General features: G+C 66.9%; 24 protein-coding genes. 17 read left to right on the top strand and 7 right to left on the bottom strand.

The genetic code is table 11. The features are described from left to right. Nucleotides 1-4: 4 nt before the first annotated feature. On the top strand, nucleotides 5-592 hold the full coding sequence (locus ACQ7JA_RS15175) for a thrombospondin type 3 repeat-containing protein (RefSeq protein WP_430899123.1): 588 nt from the start codon (nucleotides 5-7) through the stop codon (nucleotides 590-592). Between the two features lie 63 nt (nucleotides 593-655). Here ACQ7JA_RS15175 and ACQ7JA_RS15170 read toward each other — a convergent pair whose 3' ends face one another. After that, entirely contained in the window at nucleotides 656-2,581 is a 1,926-nt protein-coding gene (locus ACQ7JA_RS15170) for a prolyl oligopeptidase family serine peptidase (protein WP_430899121.1), read from the bottom strand. A gap of 97 nt (nucleotides 2,582-2,678) precedes the next feature. Between ACQ7JA_RS15170 and ACQ7JA_RS15165 the strand changes: the two genes are divergently transcribed. Next, nucleotides 2,679-3,374, top strand: coding sequence for a ribonuclease HI family protein (locus ACQ7JA_RS15165; RefSeq protein ID WP_430899119.1), 696 nt, complete (start codon nucleotides 2,679-2,681; stop codon nucleotides 3,372-3,374). Then, complete coding sequence (locus tag ACQ7JA_RS15160) at nucleotides 3,355-4,020, top strand: HD domain-containing protein (protein WP_430899117.1); 666 nt, start codon at nucleotides 3,355-3,357, stop codon at nucleotides 4,018-4,020. The genes ACQ7JA_RS15165 and ACQ7JA_RS15160 overlap by 20 nt, the downstream gene beginning before the upstream one ends. Here ACQ7JA_RS15160 and ACQ7JA_RS15155 read toward each other — a convergent pair. Then, nucleotides 4,009-4,740, bottom strand: coding sequence for a hypothetical protein (locus ACQ7JA_RS15155; RefSeq protein ID WP_430899115.1), 732 nt, complete (start codon nucleotides 4,738-4,740; stop codon nucleotides 4,009-4,011). The two genes, ACQ7JA_RS15160 and ACQ7JA_RS15155, sit on opposite strands and share 12 nt — an antisense overlap. Nucleotides 4,741-4,924: 184 nt before the next feature. Between ACQ7JA_RS15155 and ACQ7JA_RS15150 the strand changes: the two genes are divergently transcribed. Next, a complete protein-coding gene (locus ACQ7JA_RS15150; RefSeq protein ID WP_430899113.1) occupies nucleotides 4,925-6,175 on the top strand; it encodes an MFS transporter in 1,251 nt (416 codons plus the stop codon). Beyond that, nucleotides 6,175-7,005, top strand: a complete 831-nt coding sequence (locus ACQ7JA_RS15145; protein ID WP_430899111.1) for an EamA family transporter — start codon at nucleotides 6,175-6,177, stop codon at nucleotides 7,003-7,005. Before ACQ7JA_RS15150 ends, ACQ7JA_RS15145 begins: the two co-directional genes overlap by 1 nt. Nucleotides 7,006-7,362: 357 nt before the next feature. On the opposite strand, the gene ACQ7JA_RS15140 is transcribed toward ACQ7JA_RS15145, so the two are convergent. Beyond that, nucleotides 7,363-9,546: a TonB-dependent receptor plug domain-containing protein gene (locus ACQ7JA_RS15140; protein WP_430899109.1), complete on the bottom strand. Its 2,184-nt coding sequence runs from the start codon at nucleotides 9,544-9,546 to the stop codon at nucleotides 7,363-7,365. A 226-nt stretch (nucleotides 9,547-9,772) separates the two neighbouring features. Here ACQ7JA_RS15140 and asd point away from each other — a divergent pair, with 226 nt between their 5' ends. After that, nucleotides 9,773-10,588 (top strand): archaetidylserine decarboxylase, encoded by an 816-nt coding sequence (asd, locus tag ACQ7JA_RS15135; RefSeq protein WP_430899107.1) that lies wholly within the window; start codon nucleotides 9,773-9,775, stop codon nucleotides 10,586-10,588. On the opposite strand, the gene ACQ7JA_RS15130 is transcribed toward asd, so the two are convergent. After that, the gene (locus tag ACQ7JA_RS15130) at nucleotides 10,521-11,495 is read right to left on the bottom strand and encodes a LysR substrate-binding domain-containing protein (protein WP_430899105.1); all 975 of its coding nucleotides are present in this window, start codon (nucleotides 11,493-11,495) and stop codon (nucleotides 10,521-10,523) included. The two genes, asd and ACQ7JA_RS15130, sit on opposite strands and share 68 nt — an antisense overlap. A 111-nt stretch (nucleotides 11,496-11,606) precedes the next feature. Between ACQ7JA_RS15130 and ACQ7JA_RS15125 the strand changes: the two genes are divergently transcribed. Genes ACQ7JA_RS15125 through ACQ7JA_RS15115 form a run of 3 tightly spaced genes read left to right on the top strand, consistent with a single transcriptional unit; the run spans nucleotide 11,607 to nucleotide 13,645 of the window. Next, nucleotides 11,607-12,203: an FMN-dependent NADH-azoreductase gene (locus tag ACQ7JA_RS15125; RefSeq protein WP_430899103.1), complete on the top strand. Its 597-nt coding sequence runs from the start codon at nucleotides 11,607-11,609 to the stop codon at nucleotides 12,201-12,203. Between the two features lie 45 nt (nucleotides 12,204-12,248). Next, nucleotides 12,249-13,118 (top strand): pirin family protein, encoded by an 870-nt coding sequence (locus tag ACQ7JA_RS15120; RefSeq protein WP_430899101.1) that lies wholly within the window; start codon nucleotides 12,249-12,251, stop codon nucleotides 13,116-13,118. 53 nt (nucleotides 13,119-13,171) lie between these two features. After that, nucleotides 13,172-13,645: a hypothetical protein gene (locus tag ACQ7JA_RS15115; RefSeq protein WP_430899099.1), complete on the top strand. Its 474-nt coding sequence runs from the start codon at nucleotides 13,172-13,174 to the stop codon at nucleotides 13,643-13,645. A 48-nt stretch (nucleotides 13,646-13,693) separates the two neighbouring features. Here ACQ7JA_RS15115 and ACQ7JA_RS15110 read toward each other — a convergent pair whose 3' ends face one another. Beyond that, complete coding sequence (locus ACQ7JA_RS15110) at nucleotides 13,694-14,830, bottom strand: acyltransferase family protein (RefSeq protein ID WP_430899097.1); 1,137 nt, start codon at nucleotides 14,828-14,830, stop codon at nucleotides 13,694-13,696. A 103-nt stretch (nucleotides 14,831-14,933) separates the two neighbouring features. On the opposite strand from ACQ7JA_RS15110, the gene ACQ7JA_RS15105 reads away from it, so the two are divergent. After that, the gene (locus ACQ7JA_RS15105; protein WP_430899095.1) at nucleotides 14,934-15,905 is read left to right on the top strand and encodes a succinylglutamate desuccinylase/aspartoacylase family protein; all 972 of its coding nucleotides are present in this window, start codon (nucleotides 14,934-14,936) and stop codon (nucleotides 15,903-15,905) included. Nucleotides 15,906-15,946: 41 nt separating this feature from the next. On the opposite strand, the gene sugE is transcribed toward ACQ7JA_RS15105, so the two are convergent. Further along, nucleotides 15,947-16,267 carry a quaternary ammonium compound efflux SMR transporter SugE gene (gene sugE, locus ACQ7JA_RS15100; protein ID WP_430899093.1) on the bottom strand — a complete coding sequence of 107 codons (321 nt, stop codon included), beginning with the start codon at nucleotides 16,265-16,267 and terminating at the stop codon, nucleotides 15,947-15,949. Between the two features lie 115 nt (nucleotides 16,268-16,382). Between sugE and ACQ7JA_RS15095 the strand changes: the two genes are divergently transcribed. The 4 genes from ACQ7JA_RS15095 (at nucleotide 16,383) to ACQ7JA_RS15080 (ending at nucleotide 21,338) form a co-directional block, all read left to right on the top strand. Continuing rightward, nucleotides 16,383-16,679, top strand: a complete 297-nt coding sequence (locus ACQ7JA_RS15095; protein ID WP_430899091.1) for an ArsR/SmtB family transcription factor — start codon at nucleotides 16,383-16,385, stop codon at nucleotides 16,677-16,679. A gap of 12 nt (nucleotides 16,680-16,691) precedes the next feature. Then, a complete protein-coding gene (locus ACQ7JA_RS15090) occupies nucleotides 16,692-17,747 on the top strand; it encodes an alkene reductase (protein ID WP_430899089.1) in 1,056 nt (351 codons plus the stop codon). A gap of 203 nt (nucleotides 17,748-17,950) precedes the next feature. Next, entirely contained in the window at nucleotides 17,951-20,608 is a 2,658-nt protein-coding gene (gene pepN / locus ACQ7JA_RS15085; RefSeq protein WP_430899087.1) for an aminopeptidase N, read from the top strand. 7 nt (nucleotides 20,609-20,615) lie between these two features. Then, nucleotides 20,616-21,338, top strand: coding sequence for a hypothetical protein (locus ACQ7JA_RS15080; protein ID WP_430899085.1), 723 nt, complete (start codon nucleotides 20,616-20,618; stop codon nucleotides 21,336-21,338). Here ACQ7JA_RS15080 and ACQ7JA_RS15075 read toward each other — a convergent pair. Next, entirely contained in the window at nucleotides 21,335-21,670 is a 336-nt protein-coding gene (locus tag ACQ7JA_RS15075; RefSeq protein ID WP_430899083.1) for a hypothetical protein, read from the bottom strand. The genes ACQ7JA_RS15080 and ACQ7JA_RS15075 overlap by 4 nt on opposite strands. 315 nt (nucleotides 21,671-21,985) lie before the next feature. On the opposite strand from ACQ7JA_RS15075, the gene ACQ7JA_RS15070 reads away from it, so the two are divergent. The 3 genes from ACQ7JA_RS15070 (at nucleotide 21,986) to ACQ7JA_RS15060 (ending at nucleotide 24,031) form a co-directional block, all read left to right on the top strand. Beyond that, a complete protein-coding gene (locus ACQ7JA_RS15070) occupies nucleotides 21,986-22,150 on the top strand; it encodes a hypothetical protein (protein ID WP_430899081.1) in 165 nt (54 codons plus the stop codon). A 75-nt stretch (nucleotides 22,151-22,225) separates the two neighbouring features. Next, nucleotides 22,226-22,678, top strand: coding sequence for an acyl-CoA thioesterase (locus ACQ7JA_RS15065; RefSeq protein WP_430899079.1), 453 nt, complete (start codon nucleotides 22,226-22,228; stop codon nucleotides 22,676-22,678). 108 nt (nucleotides 22,679-22,786) lie between these two features. Then, on the top strand, nucleotides 22,787-24,031 hold the full coding sequence (locus tag ACQ7JA_RS15060) for a right-handed parallel beta-helix repeat-containing protein (RefSeq protein WP_430899077.1): 1,245 nt from the start codon (nucleotides 22,787-22,789) through the stop codon (nucleotides 24,029-24,031). The last annotated feature ends 55 nt before the right edge of the window (nucleotides 24,032-24,086 follow it).

The raw sequence follows: 24,086 nt of genomic DNA, 5'->3' as shown, positions 1-24,086 counted from the left end.
TGAAATGAAACGTACTCTTTCCCTCGCCGCCCTGATCGCCATTGGCGCCGCCTTCGCGCCGCTGCCGGCCCTGGCGCAAGCCGACTTCCAACTCTACATCGGCTCGGCCCCGCCGGCCCCGATCTACGAACGCGCACCCGCGCCGCGCCACGGCTACGTCTGGGCGCCGGGCTACTGGGAATGGCGCGGCCACCGCCACGCCTGGGTGCCGGGCCACTACATCTCGGCCCGCCCCGGCTACGTGTATGCACCGCCGAGCTGGCGCGAGCGCCACGGCCGCTGGTACATGGAACCGGCGCGCTGGACCCCGTACGGCCCGGACCGCGACCGTGACGGCGTACCCGACCGCTTCGAGCGCCGCGGCTACGCCCCGGTGTACGGCGGCGGCTACCGCGATGGCCGCGACTATTATCGCGACGGCCGCGGCTACGACCGCGGCCGCTACCGCGACACCGACCGCGACGGCGTTCCGAACCGCTATGACCGCGACCTCGACAACGACGGCGTGCGCAACTCGCGCGACCGCGACCGCGACGGGGATGGCGTGCCGAACCGCTGGGACAACCGTCCCGAGAACCCCTATCGCCGCTGATCGCGGACGTCCAGGAATGGAAAAAGGCGCCGGTGGCGCCTTTTTCGATTTTCTACAGTGACGTCACTTCTTGAGGTGCTTGTCGAGGAAGGCCAGGATCTTCGCGCTCGCCTCGATCTGGTTCTTCTTCTTCGAGAAGCCGTGCCCCTCGTCGGGGAACACGATGTACTCGACTTCCACGCCGTTCTTGCGCACGCCTTCGACGATCTCGTCGCTTTCCGGCTTGATCACGCGCGGGTCGTTGGCGCCCTGGATCACCATCAGCGGCTTGCGGATGTTCGACGCATGGAACAGCGGCGAGGTCGCGACCAGGAAGTCCTTGTCCTTCACCGGGTCGCCGATCTCGTCGTACAGGGCCTTGCGCTGCGCTTCCCAGTAGGGCGGGATGCTCTCGAGCGTGCGCACCCAGTTGCTGACCCCGAAGATGTCGATGCCGACCTTGAAGGCTTCGGGACGGAAGGCCATCGCCGCCAAGGTCATGTAGCCGCCGTAGCTGCCGCCCATGATCGCCACGCGTTCCGGATCGACGTAGCCGAGGCTGGCGAGCCAGGTCTTGGCTTCGACGCAGTCCCACAGCGGCTCGCGGCCGTGCTTGCGGTCGTCGGCGGTGAAGAAGGTCTTGCCGTAGCCCGAGCTGCCGCGATTGTTAATGCCCAGCACCGCATAGCCGTGGTTGACCAGGTACTGGATCTGGGCGTTGTAGCCGCGCATGGTCTGCCCGCCCGGGCCGCCGTGCACGTAGACGATGGCCGGCACCTTGTTGGTGCTTGAAGCCCCTTTCGGCTTGTAGTAGATCGAGGGAATCACCATGCCGTCGAAGGAGCGGAAGCGCACCACCTCGGCCTCGACCAGGTCGTTCGGGTCGATTTCCCTGTTCAGGCTCTGGGTCAGCTGGGCGGTCTTCCTGCTCTTGAAGTCGTGCACATAGAGGTTGTTCGGCGAGCGGTCGCCGTTCAGGTAAAACGCGACCAGGCGGCCGCTCGGCGAGAAGGTGGTCTGGCGGATTTCGCCGCCCGGGAGCCTGGGCATGGCCACCGGCTTGCCGGCTGCGTCGACGACGCGCACGTCGATGCTGCCGTCGCGGTTGAGCACACTCACCCGGTGCTGGCCGTTGCGCGAGAAACTCGCGCCCAGCAGGTCCCAGTCGGCCTTCTCGACATCCGCCACCTGGCCGCTGGCGAGGTCGTAGCTGGCGATGCGGGTGAACTCGCCGCCGTCGTTGGTGGTGAACAGCAGGCGCTTCGATTCCGGGTCGAAGGTCGAGGCCGAATGGCTGGCCGTGCCCTTGTGCGGCGTGATGTGCTTCATCTCGCGCGTGGCCACGTTGTAGAGGTAGACGTCGCTGTCGGCCGTGGTATTCGGCTTGTCGAAGGCCAGCCATTTGCCGTCGCGGCTGATGGCCGAGACGTTCATGCCGCTGTCGTTCTGGTACACGACGCTGCGCTTGTAGTCTTTTGCGTCGTAGAGGTAGAGGTCGAAGAACTTCGGATCGCGCTCGTTGGTCGCGACGTAGAAGCCGCTGCCGTCGGGACGCCAGCCGGCGAACATGGCGCGGTGCTTGTCGCCCGGCGTCAGGTCGCGCTCAGTACCGTCGAGTTCGCGCACGAAGACGTGATTGCGCTCGTTGCCGCCGCTGTCGCGGGTGAACAGGACGCGGTCGTCGTTGTAGAAGTAGCCGATGGCATAGGTGCTATCGGTAGTCGAGCGGGTCAGCGGCACCGGCTTGCCGCCACCGACGGGAATCGTGTAGACGTTGAAGATACCGGAAGCGTTGCTGCTGAAGAGGATGTTCTTCTCGTCCTTGCTGAAGGAGGCGCCGGTGACCGAGGTCGTCGCCATGAACTGCTCGATGGTGTAGCGCTTGGGCGCCTTCTGCGCTTTCTGGGCCTTGGCGGCGGGCGCGGTGATAGCCGCCTGGGCAGGGGCAAAAGCGGCGTGCACGCACAGGGCGAGCGCGGAAACATGGACGACAGAACGGAACAGACGCATAAACATCTCCTAATGTTGTCAGTAAATACAGCCCGTCGAGTGTTGCAAAAGCGGCCAGCCATGTCAACATCCGGCAAAGCGGTTATGCTTGGCGCCCATGACAGACCAAGCAGCACTTCAGGCAGCACTACTGGCCGCCGCCTTCAAGTCCGAACTCGCCGCCAGCCGCCGGCTCGCGCAGCGCAGCGGCATGGGCGAAACCGAGGCCCTGCACACCACGCTTTCCCTGCGCGCCGGCGCCGCCGGACTGGATCAGCTGCTGCGTGAGCGGGCTGCGGATCGCCGGCGCAGCGAGCAGGCGCTCGAAGCACGGCGTGCACTGGCCGCGGCGGCTGCGGCGCGGCGCCAGGCCGGCCCTGCGGCGAGCGGCTGGCGCGCCTGGTTCGACGGCTCGGCGCGGCCGAACCCCGGCCGCTGCACCCTGGGCGCGGTGCTCGAAGGCCCGGGCGGCGTGCACGTCGAGCTGTCACGCGACATCGGCCATGGCGACAGCAGCGAAGCGGAATACCAGGCCCTGATCGCGGTGCTGGAGGCGGCCATCGCGCATGGCGCCGTGGGACTGGCCATCCATGGCGACAGCCAGGTCGTGATCGACGACGTCACTGCCCCCGACTTCGCCGCCAGCCCCGCCCTGCAGGCCTGGCGCAGCCAGGCGCGCGTCCTGCTCGCCCGCCTGCCCGGCGCCACGCTGCGCTGGATCCCGCGCCACAAGAACGGCCGCGCCGACGCCCTGTCGCAGCGCGCAACCATTCACGTCACCGAAGAAGAATCGCATGCAAGAACCGAAGACTGACCTCGCCACCTGGCGTCCACGCCTGGCGGCCCTGGCCGCCGGCAGTAGCGGCGGCGACGGCGCCCACGACGGCACCCACCTGGAGCGCGTCTGGCGCAATGCACAGGCGCTCCTTGCGCAGCATCCGGAGGCCGACGCGCTGGTGGTGATGGCCGCCTGCTACCTGCACGACCTGGTCAACCTGCCAAAGGACGACCCCGAGCGCGACCAGGCGTCGCGGCGCTCGGCCAAGCTCGCGCGCCATCAGCTGGCCTGGATGGATTTCCCGCGTGACCGCCTGGACGCGGTGGCCCACGCGATCGAGGCGCACAGCTTCTCCGCCAACATCCCGGCCGAGTCGCTGGAAGCGAAGATCGTGCAGGACGCCGACCGTCTCGACGGTCTGGGCGCGGTCGGCCTGGCGCGCATGTTCTATATCGCCGGGCGCATGGGGAGCAGCCTGGCGCATCCCGACGATCCGCTCGGCCTGGCGCGCGAGTTCGACGACCGCCGCTATGCGCTCGACCACATCATGGTCAAGCTGGCCAGGCTTCCGGGCATGATGCAGACCGAGGGCGGGCGCGCGCTCGCCGAGGAGCGGCTGGCGCGGCTGATGGCCTTCCGCGAGGAGTTCGCCGCTGAGGGCGGCGCGCCCTCAGCGGCCTAGCACGTCGCCGATCGACCTGGCCTCGGGCGCCCAGGCCTGCATGCCCCAGCCGGCGCCCGCCACCAGGACCGTGGTCAGGACGAAGGGGACCACGGTGCGTTTCACCGCGGCGACCATCCAGTGCTGGCGTTCGAGCCCGCGCAAGCGCCGGTACAGGCCGGCGGCCAGCAGCGCATCGACCAGGATCTCGGCGAACAGGATAGGTGCGGTCCAGACCACGAACAGCGACGACAGCAGCACGCCCAGGGCGAGCAATACGACAGCCAGCGGAATCGCGCCTTCGTCGGCGTGGCCGATTGCCTCGAGCGGCTTGTCCACGATGGTTTCGACAGCGCCGCTGCCTGCGTCGAACTCCACATTCGCGCTCGCCCCACCGCCATCGAAGCTGCCGCCGTGTCCGGCGAAATCGTCGCGCAGGACGGCCGGAAGCTCGCCCGCGCCATTGGGCGCACGGCCAACGTCGGTGGGTGCGACATCGAGGTAGTCCGACGCGCTGGAGTGCAGCCAGATCCACAGCAGCGCCAGGAAGACCAGGTAGGCGACGCCCATCGCCAGCAGATAGCGCAGCGCCATGGTCTCGATCCCGCCCATGAGCATCGCGGCCGACGCGGCGAAGCCCGCCAACCCGGTCAGGGTCACGAGAATGAACATCTGGACCCGCGGAAAGCTCTCGCGCAGCAGTCGGTCGCGCATCGCCCGCACGGCGGCGTCGCGCGTCATGGTAGGCAGTTGTGTGCGTGAAACTCGCATCCGGGATGTCCTCCTGCGGCTGGTTGATCGGCCGAGCGATGATGACAGCTCCGCGCCCCGCAATATCCGTGAATTGTCACCGCCCGGCCTTACTTCAGCCGCCGTTAAGTTTTCTCAATGTTAAGATATAAGCTTGACATCTCGCGGGTCCTCCATGAGCAGTTCGACCACCGTCGCCACCTCTTCCGCCGGCAAGCTCAACTTCGTGCTGGTCTGCATCTTCATCGACATGCTCGGCATCGGCCTGATCGTGCCCGTGATGCCCCTGCTGGTCGGCCAGTACGTCCCGGGCCGCGACGACCAGGCCCTGTGGTTCGGCATATTGGCCACCACTTTCGGCCTGCTGCAATTCCTCTTCATGCCGGCGCTCGGCGCGCTGAGCGACCGCATCGGCCGCCGCCCGGTGCTGCTGTATTCGATGGGCGGCATGTGCCTGAACTTCCTGATCACGGCGTGGGCGCCGAGCCTGGCCTGGCTCTTCGCGGGCCGGATCATCGGCGGTATGTCCTCGGCCAGCATGTCGGTCGCCTCGGCCTATGCCGCCGACATCTCGAGCCAGGAGAGCCGCGCGAAAAACTTCGGCAAGATCGGCGCCGCCTTCGGCCTGGGCTTCATCTGCGGCCCGATGCTGGGCGGGCTGCTGGGCGATGCCGACCTGCGCCTGCCCTTCTACGTTGCGGCCATGCTGAGCGGCGCCAATCTCGTCTACGGCTACTTCTTCGTGCCCGAGTCGCTCGCACATGGCGTGCGCCCGCCATTCGACCCGTCGCGCCTGAATCCCCTCGGCGCCCTGCTGCGGCTGGTCCGGCGCAAGGAGATCCGCGGGGTGGTCGTCGTCATCACCCTGGTCACCTTCGGGCAGATGATGCTGCAGTCGACCTGGGTGCTGTACACCACCTTCCGCTTCGGCTGGACGCCGCGCGACAACGGCATCGCCATGTTCTGCGTCGGGCTGGTGTCCGCCGTGGTGCAGGCCGGCCTGCTGGCGGTGCTGATCCGGCGCTTCGGCGAGGTGCGCCTGTCGTTGCTGGGCATCGGTTCGGGCGCCCTCGCCTTCCTCGGCTATGGCCTGGCGACCCAGGGCTGGATGATGTACCTCATCATCCTGTGCAACCTGCTGGCCTTCGCCGCCACGCCCGCGCTGCAGGCCATCGTCTCGAAGGCTACCCCGAGCGCCGAACAGGGCGAGCTGATGGGGTCCCTGCAGTCGATCGGCAGCCTGGGCGTCATCGTCACGCCCCTGATCGGCACCTCGATCCTGGCCGCGGTCAGCCACCTGCCGCCGGGCGACTGGCGCATCGGCAGCCATTTCTTCCTGTGCGCCACGATGCAGACGCTGGCGGTGCTGGTGGCCTGGCGCTACTTCCGCAGCCACCACACGGTCGACGGCATTGGTGCCCACTGATGCCGGCCTCCGTCCTGCTGGCGGTGCTGTGCGCCGCGCTGCTGCACGCAGGCTGGAACGCGGCCATCAAGGCGGAGCCCGACAAGCTGCTGGCCTCGATGGCGCTGAGCACGGGGGCCGCCGTGCTCGGCGCCGCAGCCCTGGCCGTGCTGCCGCTTCCCGATCCGGCAAGCTGGCCCTTCATCCTCGCATCGACCGCCCTGCACGTCGCCTACTACCAGCTGCTCTCGCACACCTACGGCCAGGCCGACATCAGCCTCGCCTACCCGCTCATGCGCGGCAGCGCGCCGGTGCTGGTGGCGCTCGCGAATGCCGGGGCCGAACCGCTGCACCCGGCGCAGGGCCTGGCCGTCGCCCTGGTCTGCCTGGGCGCCGTGGCGGCCTGCTTCGGCGGCGCCGGGCGCCTGTCGCGCAGGGCCGTCGGCCTGGCCCTGCTGACCGCACTCGTGATCGCCGCCTACACCCTGGTCGACGGCCTGGGCGTGCGCCGCTCCGGTGCGCCGGCGTCGTATACCGCCTCGCTGTTCGTGCTCAGCGGCATCGCCGTGCCGCTGGCATGCCGCCGCCAGCTGGGCGGCCGCCTGCCCGCTTATCTGGCGGCGCGGCCGATGCTCGCGCTGGCAGGCGGCGCGGCGACCGGCGGCTCCTACGCCATCGTGCTGTGGGCCATGACGCAGGCGCCGGTTGCCGTGGTGGCGGCCCTGCGCGAGACCTCAATCGTGTTCGCCGTGGCGATCGCCGCCTGGGTGCTGCGCGAGCGCGTGGGACGCGCGCGCGTGCTGGGCGCCCTCCTGATCGCCGGCGGCGCCGCGACCCTGCGCCTGGCCTGACTCGGAACTTCATTTCCGGCGTGGTGAGCAGCTTCGGGCCGTCCGGGAACATCCAGCGGCGTTTTTCCACGCCGGTGGCGGGGTCGATGTAGCTCGGCTCGATCACGGTGTCCTCGTCCAGCAGGTTGGACAAGGCCACGCGCAGCTCGAGGTTCAGCGCATCGTCCACGAGGGCCTTGAGCGGGAACTTGGTCCCGATGTCGAGGGTACGCATGGTCGCGCGGCCGTCATTGACCGGCATGAAGATTCAGCGCAGGCCGCTGGCGCAGCCTGACCGGTGCAGGCGCGCGCAAGCACAATGCGGACATGGCCGGCCTGCCGCGGCGCGCGGCCGGGTTTGTCAGGGAGCGGGGACGCTCAGAACTTCAGCTCGTAGGTCAGCCGGTAGCGCACCCCCTGCGGGAAGGTGAAGCTGCGGGTCTGGCTGCCGGTGTCCGGGTCCTCGTAAGTGGTCTCGTTCTGGAAGTCCTGGCTCGTCGCGTTGCTGACCGCGAAGCGCAACTGGCGCTGGACGTCGAACTTCCACAGCGCGTAGAGGTCCAGCTCGCGGCGTGGCCAGATATAGGCACGCTGGTTCACGGACACACGCGCCGGCCCGCCCCGGCGGAAGGCGAAGCTGCCGCCCGTGCTCAGCTGGCCAACCTTGTAGTCCACGCCCAGGTTCACGGTGAGCGGTGTCTGCTGGTCGAGGCGGTTGTACGGGCCCGGCACCGATTCGACGCGCGACCAGTTGCGGTTGACGCTGGCGCGCAGGTCGACCGCCGGCGCATTCTCCATCACGGCTTTGAGCGGGAATTTGGTCTCGATCTCCAGCGAGCGCGTGACGGCGCTGTCCTGGTTGCTCGGGGTGGCGACCCAGCGCGCGCCGTCGAAATACACCAGGGTGCGGGTGAAGTCGCTGATCTTGCGCTGTGAAGCGCTGATCGAGAGCAGCGCACTCTCGGCCCAGTAGTGCTCGTAGGCGGCGTCGATGCCGAAGGCCAGTTCAGGCTTCAGGTTGGGGTTGCCCTGGAAATCCAGCACGGTCGGGCTGTTGTTCTCGCTCGTGATGCGGCGCGGGCTCAGACTTTGCAGGCCCGGCGCCTTGTAGGTGCGGGTCAGGGCCAGGCGCAGCTGGTCGCCCTTGCGTCCGGGGATCTTGTACAGGGTCTGCATGATCGGGCTCCAGACGTTCGAACTCGCCTCGGCGGCGCCGAAGGTATTGCCTTCGGCGCGGGTGCGGATGCCTTCCCAGCGCGCGCCCAGGTACATCGACCAGGCCGGGGTGATGTTCCATTCGTCCTGGGCGAACACGGCCAGGCGCTTTACGCGCGCTTTGGCATCCTGGTCGAGCTCGCGGCCCGGGCCGCGCAGGCGGTCGGTCTCGTCGCGCAGGTCGTCGCGGGTATCGACGCCGCCGTCCCAGCCGAAGGCGAAGGTATGGCCCTTCTCGATCGTCTTCGCATACTTGCCGGTCGAGTTCAGGCCGCGTTCGCGGCCCTTGATCAGGATGTCGGAGCGCAGCACCGGCACGCCGTTCGCAGCGTCGGCGCTGCGTTCCGTCACGCTTTCGCTGCTGCCGGCGTTGATGCCCACCTTCAGGTCGAGCTTGCCCCCGTCGGCGAACTTGCGCGCCCAGCTCAGGTCCGAACGCAGGTAGTTGCCCTCGTTCTCCACTTCATTGAGCAGGTCGGCATACGGTTGCGGTGCACCGAGGACGGTTGTGCTCAATTCGCGGAAACGGTTGTCGAAGCGGTTGGCATTGATGAAGGTCTGCGAGGTGATCGTATTGTCCTGGCCCAGGGTCCAGTTCAGGCGCGGGCTCAGGTTGAGAAAAGTGAACTTGCCCTTCTGTTCCAGGGCCAGGTTGCGCAGCAGCTTGGGCTGCCCGCCCGGCGCCGTGCCGCGTTCCTGGCCCCAGGAATCGAACTCGAAGCGATCCTGGGCGGCGTTGGCCGACAGCGAATACGAGAAGGTATCGATGCGGTCGGACAGCTGCAGGTTGACGTTCGGCCCGTAGGCATTGCTCGCCGCCCCGGCGGCGACCTTCAGCTCGCGCAGGCGGTTCTTTACCGAACGCTTGAGGATGATGTTGATGGTGCCGGCCACCGACTGGGTCGAGAACTCGGCGCTGGCGGCGCGCAGCACTTCGATGCGCTCGATCGAGTCCGGCGCCAGCGCGTCCATCGAGAAGCCGGCCGGCGCCCGTTCGCCGTTGACCAGGATCTGGGTGTAGCCCGCGCCCAGGCCGCGCATGCGGATTTCGCCGCCACGGCCGTTCGCGCCGGTGTTCACGGTGATGCCCGGCACGCGCTTGAGCACGTCGAGCACATTGGTGTCACCGTACTTGGTGATCTCTTCGCTGCTCACGACGATCTTGGTGGCGGTGTCGTCACGTCGCGGGTCATAGGAGCTGGCAGTTCCCTTGATTTCGACCTGCTCGATCTTCTTTTCGATCGGTTTCGGGTCAGGCTGCTTCACGGGCTGCGCGTCTTGCGCGCCGGCAGGCAGGTGCAGGCTGACGGCGGCGGCGAGCAGCGTCAGGCGGAACGGAAGGTGCATATAGTTGCGCATGGAGAACAGAGGGTTGATCGAGGCCGGCATTGTCCCAGACGCAACACCCCTTGTCTCTGAAAAACGTATATGCATCCTCGATTACCCGAAGCGCATGCGATTGCAACCCCACGGCGACGCTTGAGGGGGCGTATCGCCGCTATAATGCGACCATCGAAAGCAAACCAAGAGGCCTAGCAAAGTGTCCCGTCTAAAAGTCTTGCCCCAATATGTAATGCCGAAAACGGCGCTGACCAACTTCGCCGGCCGCGTCGCCGGGGCGAAGGGCGGCGCAATGACCACGCGCCTGATCCGCTGGTTCGTCGGCAAGTACGGCGTCAACATGGACGAGGCGGCCAATCCCGACATCGCGAGCTACGCGAGCTTCAACGAGTTCTTCACGCGTCCCCTGCGCGACGGCGCCCGTCCGCTGGCCCAGGCCGATTTCGTCTGCCCCGTCGACGGCGCCATCAGCCAGTTCGGCGACATCGACGACCACCACATCTTCCAGGCCAAGGGCCACAAATTTACGTCGGCGGAGCTGGTCGGTGGCGACGCTTCCCTCGCCGAGCACTTCCGGCACGGCCACTTCGCCAACCTCTACCTGAGCCCCAAGGACTACCACCGCATCCACATGCCCTGCGACGGGCGATTGACCCGCATGATCTACGTGCCGGGCAAGCTGTTCTCGGTGAACCCGACCACGGCGCGCGGCGTGCCGGGCCTGTTCGCACGCAACGAGCGCGTGGTCTGCGTCTTCGAGTCCGAGGAATACGGTCCCTTCGTGATGACCCTGGTGGGCGCCACGATCGTCGGCAGCATGGCGACCGCCTGGCACGGCGTGGTGAACCCGCCGCGCATGGCGCGCATCTGCGAATGGAACTACGACAGCCAGCCCATCGTGCTGAAAAAAGGCGAAGAGATGGGCCGCTTCCTGCTCGGCTCCACCGTCGTCATGCTGTTCAGGAAGGGCGCGATCTCCTTCAACGGGGACTGGGCGCCGGAGCGTCCGGTGCGCCTGGGCGAAGTGATGGGGAACCATCCCCGCTGAGACTCCTGTGCCCTTTTTCGCGGCACGTCTCCTCCATCAGATCCAGGAAGGCCCGGGTCTTGGCCGGCATCAGCCGGCGCCCCGGGAACACCGCCCAGCCGCTCGCCAGCGGCAGATCCCATTCCGGCAGCACCCGCACCAGTTCTCCCGTCTTCAGGTAAGGCGCGGCGAAGGTTTGCGAGCTGCCGGCGATGCCCGCGCCGCGCGAGGCGATCCGCGCCAGCAGCTCGGGTGAATTGGCGGTCAGGCGCGCCTGCAAGGGGCGTTCCCAACGCTGCTTCCCGCGCGTCAGCATCCAGGGCACCGCGCCGCCGTTCCGGCTCAGCATGCACAGCAGGTCGTGCCGCGGCAGGTCGTCGGGATGCTCGGGCAGGCCGTGCTTGCCCAGGTAGGCCGGCGCGGCGTAGAGGCCGAAGTATTCCGTATTGATCGGCCGCGCGTTGAGCGAAGCGTCGTCCGGCAGATCGCCCATGCGGATGGCGATGTCGTAGTTCTCGGCGATCAGGTCGACCCGGCGCGGCGACAGGTCCATCTCCAGCGAGACCGCCGGGTAGCGCTCGATGAAACGCGCGATCACCTCGTGCAGGCCGATGTTGGCGAAGTCGCCCGGCACCGACATGCGCAGCTTGCCGCTGGGCGCCCCCTGGCGGTGCTGGGCCAGGGCGCCGGCCGCCTCCACCTGCTCGGCCACGGCGCGCGCATGCTCGAACAGGCTGGCGCCGAACTCGGTGACCACGAGTTTCCTCGTGGTCCGCTGCAGCAGGCGCTCGCCCAGGCGCTGTTCGAGCAGCGCAATGCGGCGCGAGACGGTCGATTTCGGCAGCTGCACCCGCTCGGCGGCGCGGCTGAAACTGCCCGCTTCGACGATGCGGGCGAAGAGCAGCAGGTCATTCGGTTCGACATCCATGATTGTTCCATCAGCAGAATAATGTTATCCATTCTACTGGCTTCCGCATTGATTTTGGAACCGATACAGTGTGTCCATCAACACTTTCTTGGAAACGAAGGGACACACAATATGAACATCCTGCAGATCACCTCCAGCGTCCGTGGCAACGATTCGGAATCGACCCGCGTCACCAACCTCGTCGTCGACAAGCTGGCCGCCGCCAACCCCGGCGCGACCGTGGTGCGCCACGACTTCGGCGCCCAGCCGCACCCTCTGCTGGACGGCGCGGCGGTCGGCGCCCTGTTCACCCCGGCGGACAAGCGCACGCCGGAACAGGCGGCCCGGGTGGCCCTCGACGACGCCCTGATCGCGGAAGCCCAGGCGGCCGACGTGATCGTGATCGGCGCCCCGATGTACAACTTCGGCATGCCTGTCCAGCTGAAGAACTGGTTCGACGCGATTGCCCGCGCCGGCGTCACCTTCCGCTATACCGAGAACGGTCCGGAAGGCCTGCTGAAGAACAAGAAGGTCTACGTCGCCACCTCCCGCGGCGGTGTGTACCCGGTGGAAGCCGACCCGCAGGTGCCGACCCTGCGCATGCTGCTGAACTTCCTCGGCCTGACCGACCATGAATTCATCTACTCGTCGGGCATGAGCATGGGGCCGGAAGCGGCAGCGAAAGGCCAGGAAGCAGCAAACGCAGCCGTGGAAGCCGCGGTCGCGTAATATTGCGCCGCCGGGACCGGCGGCGCCAACCAACAGGAGAACAGCATGAGCGAAGCAGTCATCAGCAATGTCATTAACAAGTCGCGCGGCGTGGAACGCCTGATCGCCGGCCAGTTCGTGATGGATGGCGCGGGCGTGAAGATCAACCGCGTGCTCACCGGCCCCCTGCAGCGCCGCCTCGATCCCTTCCTGATGCTGGACGCCTTCGGTTCCGACAAGGCGGGCGACTACATCGCCGGCTTCCCGGAGCACCCGCACCGCGGCTTCGAGACCGTCACCTACATGCTGCACGGCCGCATGCGCCACCGCGACAGCGCCGGCAACGAGGGCCTGGTGACCGACGGCGGCGTGCAGTGGATGACGGCCGGCCGCGGCGTGATCCACTCCGAGATGCCGGAGCAGAGCGAGGGCCTGATGGAAGGCTTCCAGCTCTGGCTCAACCTCCCGGCCAGAGACAAGATGACGGACCCGTGGTACCGCGACATCCCGACCGAGGAGGTGCCGCGCTTCACCAATGAGGACGGCGTGACGGTGCAGGTGATCGCCGGCGAGACCCACGGCGTCAAGGGCGCGGTGCAGCGCGAGCATACGCTGCCGCTCTACCTCGACATCGAGATCCCGGCAGGCGTGACGTGGGAACAGCCGATCCCGCAGGGCCACAATGCCTTCTTCTACGTGTACCGCGGCGACGTGGTCGTGGACGGCAAGGGCGTGGGCAAGACGAAGATGGCGATCCTCGACAACGCGCCGGGTGCGGACGGCATCCGCATCAAGGCGGTGGAGGCGACCCGGCTGATCCTGCTGGCGGGACGTCCGCTGAACGAGCCGATCGCCCAGCACGGTCCGTTCGTGATGAACTCGACGGAGGAGTTGTACCAGGCCTTCGACGACTTCCGGGCAGGACGGTTCGCGTAAAGCTATACTGACGGGATGACGTTCGTTCATCCCGTTTGCATTTCAGCTTTCCTATGCCTTTGCTAGATACCGTCGCCGATTTACTGGCCCGCGCGAGCCGCGCGCTCGGCTTCGAGACCCTTGAATCCTTCCCGCCCGGCCACGCCTACGCGCGCACGCGCTGGAACAAGGCCTATTTCGACATCGCCTCCGACACCAAGCCGGATGCGATCGAAGCGCGGATCTGCGAAGCGATCGGCAACACCCCCTATGTGTTCGGCGAGATCGTGCATCCGACGCCGCGCATGCAGCGCGCCTTCCTCGCCGTGATCGAACAGCGCCTGCGCCGCGCACATGGCGCGCCCGTCGACCTGGCGGCGCTGCTGGTGAATGCCTACCGCAGTCCGTATACGGCCGAAGTCGTCCCGGGGCTGCGCCAGGCGATCCGCGATACCTCGGAATATGCGCCGCAGGTGCAGGCCAATGCGGTCCTGGCCTTCCTTGCTGACGCGCCGGCGGCGTTTGGGGTGATCGAAGCGCGTCCTTGACACAAGCTCGGCTTGAACGCGTGGGCGAGGGACCGCCAACGCGTTCAACTACACGGCGATTTGCTGCGATGCCGGTTTCTTCGCATTCCCCGGCACGCAACGCTCGCGCAGCCGCATGAACGGCGTTTCCACCAGCTTGTAGAGCAGCCAGCCGGTCAGCACCGACAGCAGCAGGAGACCGGCGATGGTGAGCGGATGTTCGGCGCCGTAGCCCAAGTCTTTCATCCACTTCGCCGCCATCACGCAGACCGGCTTGTGCAGCAGGTAGATCGCGTAGGACCACAGCGCCAGCGAGCCGGCGCCCGGCACGCGCAGATTGCGCAGCAGCGAACCTTCCGCCACGCCGGCCACGATCAGCAGCGAAAAGCCCAGCGCCATCGATGGAAAACCGAACACGGTGATGGCGAAGCCGTAGCGGTCATCGAGGAAGAACCAGAACGCCACGCCGCACAGCGCGACCCCGACCAGACCCATCACATTGCCATGCCGGGTCAGGCGCGCCCACGCCCCCGGATGATGATTGCGCAGCAGCGCGAGCGCCACACCGGCCAGCAGCTCGTCGTACCTGCATAAGCTAGAGTAATAAATGTACTTGAAGTAGAAGTAAAGCTTATGAGTATGGGCATCCATCTCCTGCCACAGGTCCGCGCGGATCAGCATCCCCGCGATCAAGGCCAGAACGATGCCGGTCCAGGCCAGGCGCAGCGATCCCCTGCATGCCGCGCCGACCAAGGCCACCGCCGGCAGCAGCATGTAGAACTGCTCTTCGATCGCCAGCGACCAGCTGTGCGAAAACGCGCTGCCCGGTTCCAGCGCGAAGTTCTGGATGAAGGTCGCGTACTTCCATAGCGGCAGCAGCGGGGAGTCGCCCCGGAATGCCGGCCACAGGAAGTACAGGGCCAGCACCACCCAGTAGTTCGGCAGCGTGCGCAGCAGGCGGCGCGCGTAGAAGCGCTTCAGCGAGAAGCCGCCCGGCGACTTCATCGCAGCAAAAATCTGGTTGCCGATCAGGTAGCCCGACAGCGCAAAGAACAGGTCGACCCCGACCCAGCCGACCTCCCCTACCCAGCCGAAGGTCGGCGCATCGCTCACGAACAGCACGTAGTGGTGCAGCACGACGAAGGACACGGCGAGCGCGCGCAGGGTGTCGAGGCCGTGGACGCGAACGGTGGATGAGGAATGCATGCGGCTGGGGCAAGTGCAGAAAATGCCGATCATGCCACGCGCCCTCGCCCGCCGCCATCTTTACCGATAGAATATCGGCACATTTATTCCGAGCCCCGCCGCAATGACCACCTCCAGCCAGTACCAGTTCAAATCCGTCAACTACACCGGCATCCAGCCCGGCCCGCGCGTCATCATCATGGGCGCGACCCATGGCAACGAAGTCTGCGGCACCATCGCGATCCGCCGCGTGATGGAGGAAATCGACAGTGGCAAGCTGCATATCGCGGCCGGCAGCGTCACCTTCGTGCCGATCGTGAACCCGAAAGCCTACGAACAGAACACCCGCAACGGCGACCGCAACCTGAACCGCAACCTGTTCCCGAAAGAGCACCCGCAGGACTTCGAGGACCAGATCGCCAACTGGCTCTGCCCCCTGCTGGCCCAGCACGAGGTGCTGCTCGACCTGCATTCCTTCAACGCGGTCGGCGGCCTGCCCTTCGTGATGGTCGGTCCGCTGAACAACGACGGACCGCTGCAGCCCTTCCAGCATGCGGAAAAAGAGCGTGCGCTGGCCCTCCGCCTCGGCGTGAAGCGCTTCGTGGACGGCTGGCTGGCCACCTACGGCGACGGCGTCAAGCGCCGCAGCCGCAATGCCGACGAACTGGAGACCGTGCTGCGCTACGGCGTCGGCACCACCGAATACATGCGCAGCACCGGCGGCTGGGCCCTGACCCTGGAATGCGGCCAGCACGTCGACCCGGCGGCGCCGGAAACGGCCTACCGCGCCATCATGAACACCCTGGCCCACCTGCGGCTGATCGAAGCGCCAGACCCGGAGCCGATCGCTTTCGAGGACATGGAAGCGCTGTCCATGGTCACCGTGCACGACAAGCTGCACGCCGACGACCGGTTCAGCCGCGCCTGGGCCAGCTTCGACCCGGTCAACGAAGGCGACGAGATCGGCGTGCGCGCCGACGGCACGGTGGTGAAGGCGGAATTCAGCGGCCGCATCCTGTTCCCGGACGCGAAGGCTTCCGCCAACTCGGAGTGGTACTACATGACCCGTCCGAACCCGCGCTTCGGCAAAGAGTGAACCGTAGGGTGGTCGGCAAAGCCGACCACCCTACGAGAGCCTCAAGCTGGCGAAAGGAACTTCAATGCGATGATGCCGGCGGCGATCATCGCGATCGCGCCAAGGCGCATGGCGCCGGCCGGTTCGTTCAGCAGGACCATGCCGGCGATCGCCGTGCCGACCGTGCCGATGCCGGTCCAGACCGCGTAGGCGGTGCCGAGCGGCAGGTGGCGCAAGGCGAGGCCCAGCATGCCCACGCTGCCCAGCATCGCCAGCAGGGTCCACAGCGACGGCATTAACTTGGTGAAGCCGTTCGTGTACTTCAGGCCAACCGCCCACGCCACTTCCAGCAGCCCCGCGATGAACAGATATACCCAGCTCATTGTTACTCCCTCTCCTGTGCAAAAGGGCCGAGTATAGCGGCCGCGAGCAGGATTTCCGTATATATCGTAAGATGACGATATTCGGATCGAAAGAACCCGATACAAGGAAGAAATCATGGACATCGACGCGATCCACAAGGCCCTGGCGAACCCCGTGCGGCGCCAGATCCTGCACTGGTTGAAGGATCCGCAGCAGCACTTCGCCGAGCAGGAACACCCGCTCGACATGGGCGTGTGCTGCAAGCTGATCGACCAGCGCACCGGCCTGTCGCAATCGACCGTGTCGGCCCACCTGGCGACCCTGCACAAGGCCGGACTGGTCAACACGCGGCGCGTCGGACAGTTCATCTTCTTCCAGCGTAACGAGGAGGTCATCCAGGCCTTCCTCGACCAACTGAACGACGGACTTTAGGAGTAGCTCCACATGACAACGATGTTTGACCCGCTGAAGGTCGGCGCCCTCGAACTGCCGAACCGCATCATCATGGCCCCGCTGACCCGCTCGCGCGCCGTCGGCGGCGGTCGCGTGCCGAACGCGATGATGGCCGAATACTATGTGCAGCGCGCCAGCGCCGGCCTGATCCTGTCGGAAGCGACCGCCGTGACCCCGATGGGCGTGGGCTACGCCGACACCCCGGGCATCTGGTCGGACGAACAGGTCGAAGGCTGGAAACTCGTCACCGACGCCGTGCACAAGGCGGGCGGCCGCATTTTCCTGCAACTGTGGCACGTGGGCCGTATCTCGGACCCGCACTTCCTCGATGGTCAATTGCCGGTCGCCCCGTCGGCGATTCAACCGAAGGGCCACGTCAGCCTGCTGCGCCCGATGCGCGACTACGCCACCCCGCGCGCGCTCGAGCTGGCCGAGATCCCGGGCATCGTCGCCGCCTACCGCAAGGGCGCGGAAAACGCCAAGCTGGCCGGTTTCGACGGCGTGGAAATTCATGGCGCCAACGGCTACCTGCTCGACCAGTTCCTGCAGGACTCCACCAACCAGCGCAATGACCAGTACGGCGGCTCGATCGAGAACCGCGCCCGCCTGATGCTGGAAGTGACGGACGCCTGCATCGCCGTCTGGGGCGCCGACCGCGTCGGCATGCACCTGGCGCCGCGCCGCGATTCGCACGACATGGGCGACTCGACCCCGGCGGACACCTTCGGCTACGTGGCCCGTGAACTCGGCAAGCGCGGCATCGCCTTCATCTGCGCCCGCGAAGCCATCGGCGACGACAGCCTGCGCGCCCACCTGAAGAAGGAATTCGGCGGCGTCTACATCGCCAACGAAAAGCTGACCCGGGAAAGCGCGGAGCAGCTGATCGCGTCTGGCGACGCGGATGCCGTGGCCTTCGGCGTGTGGTTCATCGCGAACCCGGACCTGCCGCAGCGCTTCGCGCAGAATGCGCCGCTGAACCAGCCGAAGCCGGAGCTGTTCTATGGCTCGGGCGCCGAAGGCTACATCGACTATCCGGCGCTCGCCTGATCCGGCATCACCCCACCGCCCCGGCGCAGGCCGGGGCCCGGTTTCCCCCGACGTTTTCGCTCCGCCTCCCTGCACCGCACACCCCGTACATACGTTCTACAAAACGATATGCATGTGGTGTGTTTGACAGCTGTCTCATGCTATTCTTGCGCGATTATTTTTAGCGCGTACCGAGAAAAGCGCGCTGTCCTCCAGGAGACCACGTGAAACACTTCGCACCCCGCGTACTGGCCTTGGCCATCGCGTCAAGCTTTGCCTTCAATGCCGCCCACGCCGCGCCCGCTCCGGCGCGCGCCGAAAACGCCTATCTGTCGGAAGCCGACGCCATGGCCAGGTCAAGCCGGGTGTCGAACGTGGACTACGTGCTCGACTTCACCCTGACCGGCAAGGAGACCTTCGCCGGCACCACCACGGTCACCTTCGACCTGAAGGACACCGACTCGGCGCTCACCATCGACCTGAACAAGGCGACCGTGAAATCGGTCACCATCAACGGCAAGCAGGTCACCCCGACCTACAACAACTGGTTCATCACGCTGCCGGCCGACACCCTGGCCAAGGGCAAGAACACCGTCACCATCGCCTACGAGCGCCTGCACAGCACCAATGGCGAAGGCCTGCACCGCATGGTCGACCCGGTCGACGGCAAGGTCTACACCTACTCGCACTTCGAGCCGGCCGCCGCCCACCAGATGTTCGCGGTGTTCGACCAGCCCGACCTGAAAGCCACCTATACCGTCACCGTCAACGCCCCAAGCGACTGGCACGTGGTCACCACGACCCGCGAATCGAACATCGCCGACGCAGGCAGTGTTAACCCCGGCGGCAAGCGCTGGACCTTCCCGAAAACGAAGAAGCTCAGCCCCTACAACTTCTCGCTGCACGCCGGCCCCTACCAGGTGTGGGAAGACAAGAGCGGCAAGTACCCGATGCGCCTGTTCGCGCGCCAGTCGGTGGCCAAGCAGGTGACGCCAAGCGACTGGTTCCGCTACACCAAGAGCGGCCTCGAGTTCTTCGACAACTACTTCGGCATCCCTTACCAGTTCGAGAAGTACGACCAGCTGCTGGTGCCTGACTTCCTGTACGGCGCGATGGAAAACGCCGCCGCGATCACCTTCGCCGAAGGCGGCTTCCTGTACAAGTCCGAGATGACCCCGGCGCAGAAGTCGCGCCTGGCCGAAGTCATCATGCACGAGATGGCGCACCAGTGGTTCGGCGACCTGGTCACCATGAAGTGGTGGAACGGCCTGTGGCTGAACGAGAGCTTCGCCTCCTTCATGGCGACCCTGGCCACCGCCGAAGCGACCGAGTTCAAGGACGCCTGGCAGTCCTTCTACCAGCAGGACAAGCAGGGCGCCTACATCCAGGACCAGAAGGTCTCGACCCACCCGATCGAAGTGCCGGTGCCGTCCTCGGCCAACGCCTTTGACAACATCGATGCGATCACCTATTCGAAGGGCGCCTCGACCCTCAAGCAGTTGCGCCACATGCTGGGCGAGGAAGTGTTCCGCAAGGGCGTGCACAACTACCTGGTGAAGTACTCCTGGCAGAACGCGAAACTGGAAGACTTCATCGGCAGCCTGGGCCAGGCGGCCGGCCGCGACCTGTCGAAGTGGACCCAGGACTGGCTCTACCAGGCCGGCGTGAACACCATCACCGCCAACTACAGCTGCAAGGCCGGCAAGATCAATGCCTTCTCGCTGCAGCAGACCGCTGCAAGCCGCGAACTGCCGACCCTGCGCGAGCAGCGCGTGCAGGTCGCCGCCTTCAAGCGCGTGAACGGCAAGCTGGTGCTCGACAAGAACGTGCCGATCACCTACGCGGGCGCGAAGACCAACGTCCCGGGCATGGTGGGCGCCGCCTGCCCTGACCTGGTCTACCCGAACTACCAGGACTGGGGCTTCGTGAAGGTCAACCTGGACCAGCGCAGTTTTGAAACCGCACGCACCACCCTGGCCGGCGTCGAGGATCCGCTGCTGCGCGCCATGCTCTGGCAAGCCCTGTGGGACGGCGTGCGCGACGCCAAGCTGCCGCTGAACGAATTCATCAAGGTGGCCCTGGCGAATGCGCCGCAGGAAAAGGATTACACCCTGCTGGGCGACGTGCTGGGCAAGGTCGCCGCATCGAAGGGCTACATCAACTCGATGGGTATCGACAACGCCTGGTCGAAGCAGACCGCCAGGCAGCTGGAAGACATGGCCTGGCAGGGCGTGGTGGCCAACAAGGGGAACGACGCCTTCCAGCGCAGCTGGTTCGGCCTCTACTCGGGCCTGGCGAGCAGCCCGGAAGCGCTGGCGCGCCTGGCCGGCATGCTCGACGGCCAGGGCACGGAAGGCCTGAAGATCGGCCAGGACCAGCGCTGGTCCATCATCACCCGCCTGAACCGCTACAACTACCAGGGCGCGGCAAACCTGCTGGCGGCCGAACAGGAACGCGACAAGTCCGACACCGGCCAGGGCGCGGCGCTTGCCGCCACCGTGGTCCGTCCGGATCCGGCGGTGAAGGCCGAGTGGCTGGACAAGGTCGAGGACCTGCAGACCAAGCTGCCGTTCTCGCGCCTGCGCACGGCGATGGGCGCGATGTACCCGTCCGAGCAGAAGAAGCTCGACGAGATGACCGCGGAGCGCAGGCTGGCCAAGCTGCCGGCGATCGACAAGGCGGCCGGCCCGGTCTTCATGCGCACCTATGCGGGCACCATGATCCCGGCAAGCTGCACCCCTGCGAGCGTGGCGCGCCTGACGAAGGCGGCGAACACCATGAAGGACCTGAGCGCCGGCACCCGCCGTTCGCTGCTCGACACGCTGCAGGAAGACCAGCGCTGCGTGGCGATCAAGCAGGCCCTGACGGCGCCGAAGTCCTAAGGACTGGATGCGGCAGCCGGCCTTGGCGCACGGCCCGGCGGCGCTCCTGCGCCGCACGCACGCCAAGGGGCTGCTACTGACCCTTGGGCTGCACCTGCTGCTGCTTGCGAGCTGGCGGATCGTGCATCCGCCGGCCGCCGGCACCTTTGACGAGCGGGTGTTCGAGCTGATTCCCCTTCCCCCTCCCGTTCCCGACAAGCCGGCGCCACGCGCCGATGCCGCCCCGCATGCCGCCCCTCGGGTCCGCAGCGTGCCGGCGCGCCGCGTCAGCCGGGACGCCGAAGCCATCGCCGCGCCTGCCGAAGCGGCCCGCCCTGTCGCCGAGCCCCTGGCGCCCGCACAGGAAGCGGCGCCGGCCGAGGCGGCGTCCGATACCATGGCCGCGCGCGCCCGGCGCGACGCGATCGCCATCGATCGCGAGATGCGCAAGGGGAAGTCCGGGGTGCCGGAACACGCAGACACCGCGTGGGAACGCTTCGTGGGCGGCCTCGAGGACGCGCGCAAGGACAGCAGTCTCTCCATCACGACCGAAACCTACACCACGCCTGACGGGCAGACCATCTACCGCTTCCGGCGCGGCGGCAGGTACTTCTGCCGCACCAGCGGCTTCGTGCGGCCACGCATCGGCGGCGCCGAAGGCGGTGGGGTGGAGCTTTTCGATTCGCGCGGCCACGAAGGCGGTGCGGGACAGGTGCGCTGTCCCAGCCAGGCGGTGTGGAAGCGCGACTAGCCGCCGTTCTGTTTCGCGCCGCCGGGCCCGCACAGCTCCGCCACCCGGCGCCAGGCGCCCGTGCCTTCGCACACCACCGGCGGGCGCCCCTGCAGCAGCTTGCCCAGGTCGACCGGCTTGCCCTCGTTGACGATCACGCCGCGGTTGATCGGGATACAGATGGCGTCGTGCCAGGCGGCCGCGTAACCATCGGGCGTGGGCAAGGGTCCGCGCAGGCGCACGGCGGCCGCCTCGCATTCCTTCTTCGTTTGAAAGCTTCCTTTTAAGCTCGTACTCTCCAACATCACATCGCGATGCTGCTGCAGGTAGAGCAGGAGGATCATCGTAAACATTCCGTCTCCAGACAAGGCGCCGGCTCCCAGCACGCCTGAGCTTCTTCAAGTCGGCCATCGAGAGCGCGCTAGCCTGTGGGATTCTCGAGGGGATCCCATGTTCAAGCTCGTGACCTGGAATATCCAGTCCGGCCGCAGCCCGGACGGCAAAACCGATCTCGACCGTATCATCGCATGCCTCGACCGCTTTTGCAGTTTTGACATGCTTTGTGTACAAGAAGTTTCGAGCGGCTATACGGAGGGCGGCGAGGACCAGTTCTCCATGCTGCGCGAACGCCTGCCCGGCTACACCGGGATCGCCGCCATGCGCCCACCGTGGGCCTGCACGACCACCATCCGGAAGCCTGCGCCTCCTTCACCTTCCATTATGTGTTCGCCAGCGCCGACCTGGCCGGCCAGGTCCGGCGGGTGCGGGTCGACGCCAGCGAACAGGGGTCGAGCCACAAGGCCCTGCTGGTCGAGCTCGACTGGGGCGCCTGAGCACGCCCTCCTCCCCGGCACCGTACAATGGCCGTTTGGCGGCGCCTGCCGCCCAACAGCAACACGAGGCCACACTTGGATTGGGATTATCCGCACCCCTTCACCCTGCCCGTCACGCCCCAGCCCGGCGACATCGACGGCCTGCACCACACGAACAACGCCGTCTACGTCCGCTGGTGCGAGCAGGCCGGCTGGGCGCACTCCCACCAGCTCGGCCTGACCCTGGACGACTACCGGCGCCTGGACCGCGCGATGGCGATCCGGCGCGGCGAGTACGACTACCTGCTGCCGACCCTTCGCGGCGAAGCGCTCACCCTCGCAACCTGGCTGGTGGCCGGCGACGGCAAGCTGGCGATGGAACGCCGCTTCCAGCTGCGCCGCGACAGCGACAGCGCCACGGTGCTGCGCGGACGCTGGGACCTGGTCTGCATCGAGATCGCCAGCGGCCGCCCGCGCCGCATGCCGGCCGAATTCCTCGACGCGTACATGCCGGCGGTGGCGCTGGCGACCGGCGCCATCCAGTCCTGAGGTGCCGGATGGCGTGTTGAGCACGCTCAAGGAAGACGTTGAGCTAACCGGCCCCCTTTCGGCTTGTGCCGCGTCAAACTGGACGGGTCACACCGCCACGAGGAAAAGATGCCGCGCACACCCGATCATGCCGCACCCGGCTCACTGCGCACCGCCTTGACGGCAGGGAGGCTGGCGGCAGCGCTGCTTGCGCTGCTGTCGCTGTTGCTCCTGCCTGCCCTGCTCGGCGGCTGCCGCCTGCGCGATGGCGGCCAGGAAGACCTCGTCATCCCGCAACTGGTGCGCACCGAGCTCTACGTCGCCCCCTCGGGTTCCGACAGCAATCCCGGCACCCGCGAGGAACCCTTCCGCACCCTGGCCCGCGCGGCCCAGGCCGCCACGCCCGGCACCACCGTGCACGTCGCCCCCGGCATCTATTTCGGCGGCGTGCGCACCACCACGCACGGCACGGCCGAGGCGCGCATCGTCTTCGAATCGAGCGAACGCGGCGCCGCGCGGGTGGTGCCGCCGCTCGACTCGCGCCAGCCCTCGGCCTGGGACAACCGCGCCAACTACCTCGACATCATCGGCTTCGAGATCGACGGCACCCAGTACCAGAGCGGCATCAAGTGGCTGAGCGGCATCTACAATGCCGGCTCCCACAACGGCATCCACCACAACCACGTCCACCACATCGGCACCGACGTGCCCTGCGAGCCGCGCGGCGGGGCCGGCATCGGCGTCGACGGCTACTACAAGGGCAACGACGCCGACGTCGCCGGCAACCACGTGCACGACATCGGCCCGCCGGACTGCCGCACCATGCACGGCATCTACGTCGGCACCACGGCCGGCGTGCGCGACAACATCATCTACCGCGCCTCGGGCAGCGGCATCCACCTGTGGCACGACGCCAGCCACGTCACCATCCGCGGCAACACGGTGGCCGCCTCCGGCATCGGCATCTTCGTGGGCAGCGGCGACTTCTACCATGGCAAGGGGCCGAACGATCACACCCACACGGTGAACAACATCGTGTTCGACAATATCCAGGGCATCGTCGAACAGGGAGCGACCGGGCCCAACCTGAGCTACCGCCACAACCTGGTCTACCAGAACGCCGAGGGCGACTGGAAGCTCTCGCCGGGGCGCCAGCACACAGGCACGGTCAGCGCCCCGCCCCTGTTCGCCGACTACCGCCGCTCCCAGCCGGTGCCGGACTTCCGGCTGCGGCCCGGCTCACCGGCGATCGGCAAGGGCCTGCCGCCGAGTGCGACCGATGCGGTGACGATGCAGCCGCTACGGCAGCCCGATATCGGCGCGGTGCCGCACGACGGACCGGGGCCGGCGGGGTTGACGCAATCCTCGCCGTAAACGTCCTGGAAAGCTTGAAACCGTCCTCGCAGGCGATGCGGGAAGAGGCGAACGA

Source organism: Massilia sp. BKSP1R2A-1 (genome assembly GCF_050586525.1).
In the GTDB taxonomy this organism is placed as follows: domain Bacteria; phylum Pseudomonadota; class Gammaproteobacteria; order Burkholderiales; family Burkholderiaceae_D; genus Telluria.
The sequence above is the reverse complement of the archived record's forward strand: the minus strand, read 5'-3'. Positions and strand labels throughout refer to the sequence as shown.

Bases quoted from the DNA above. Each gene is read 5' to 3' on its own strand.
- asd (WP_430899107.1), top strand. From the start codon at position 9,773: ATGCCGAAAACGGCGCTGACCAACTTCGCCGGCCGCGTCGCCGGGGCG.
- ACQ7JA_RS15175 (WP_430899123.1), top strand. From the start codon at position 5: ATGAAACGTACTCTTTCCCTCGCCGCCCTGATCGCCATTGGCGCCGCC.
- sugE (WP_430899093.1), bottom strand. From the start codon at position 16,267: ATGAGCTGGGTATATCTGTTCATCGCGGGGCTGCTGGAAGTGGCGTGG.
- ACQ7JA_RS15145 (WP_430899111.1), top strand. From the start codon at position 6,175: ATGCCGGCCTCCGTCCTGCTGGCGGTGCTGTGCGCCGCGCTGCTGCAC.
- ACQ7JA_RS15120 (WP_430899101.1), top strand. From the start codon at position 12,249: ATGAGCGAAGCAGTCATCAGCAATGTCATTAACAAGTCGCGCGGCGTG.
- ACQ7JA_RS15110 (WP_430899097.1), bottom strand. From the start codon at position 14,830: ATGCATTCCTCATCCACCGTTCGCGTCCACGGCCTCGACACCCTGCGC.
- ACQ7JA_RS15130 (WP_430899105.1), bottom strand. From the start codon at position 11,495: ATGGATGTCGAACCGAATGACCTGCTGCTCTTCGCCCGCATCGTCGAA.
- ACQ7JA_RS15150 (WP_430899113.1), top strand. From the start codon at position 4,925: ATGAGCAGTTCGACCACCGTCGCCACCTCTTCCGCCGGCAAGCTCAAC.
- ACQ7JA_RS15095 (WP_430899091.1), top strand. From the start codon at position 16,383: ATGGACATCGACGCGATCCACAAGGCCCTGGCGAACCCCGTGCGGCGC.
- ACQ7JA_RS15075 (WP_430899083.1), bottom strand. From the start codon at position 21,670: ATGTTTACGATGATCCTCCTGCTCTACCTGCAGCAGCATCGCGATGTG.
- ACQ7JA_RS15140 (WP_430899109.1), bottom strand. From the start codon at position 9,546: ATGCACCTTCCGTTCCGCCTGACGCTGCTCGCCGCCGCCGTCAGCCTG.
- ACQ7JA_RS15155 (WP_430899115.1), bottom strand. From the start codon at position 4,740: ATGACGCGCGACGCCGCCGTGCGGGCGATGCGCGACCGACTGCTGCGC.
- ACQ7JA_RS15125 (WP_430899103.1), top strand. From the start codon at position 11,607: ATGAACATCCTGCAGATCACCTCCAGCGTCCGTGGCAACGATTCGGAA.
- ACQ7JA_RS15060 (WP_430899077.1), top strand. From the start codon at position 22,787: ATGCCGCGCACACCCGATCATGCCGCACCCGGCTCACTGCGCACCGCC.
- ACQ7JA_RS15165 (WP_430899119.1), top strand. From the start codon at position 2,679: ATGACAGACCAAGCAGCACTTCAGGCAGCACTACTGGCCGCCGCCTTC.
- ACQ7JA_RS15090 (WP_430899089.1), top strand. From the start codon at position 16,692: ATGACAACGATGTTTGACCCGCTGAAGGTCGGCGCCCTCGAACTGCCG.
- ACQ7JA_RS15115 (WP_430899099.1), top strand. From the start codon at position 13,172: ATGCCTTTGCTAGATACCGTCGCCGATTTACTGGCCCGCGCGAGCCGC.
- ACQ7JA_RS15080 (WP_430899085.1), top strand. From the start codon at position 20,616: ATGCGGCAGCCGGCCTTGGCGCACGGCCCGGCGGCGCTCCTGCGCCGC.
- ACQ7JA_RS15160 (WP_430899117.1), top strand. From the start codon at position 3,355: ATGCAAGAACCGAAGACTGACCTCGCCACCTGGCGTCCACGCCTGGCG.
- ACQ7JA_RS15105 (WP_430899095.1), top strand. From the start codon at position 14,934: ATGACCACCTCCAGCCAGTACCAGTTCAAATCCGTCAACTACACCGGC.
- ACQ7JA_RS15170 (WP_430899121.1), bottom strand. From the start codon at position 2,581: ATGCGTCTGTTCCGTTCTGTCGTCCATGTTTCCGCGCTCGCCCTGTGC.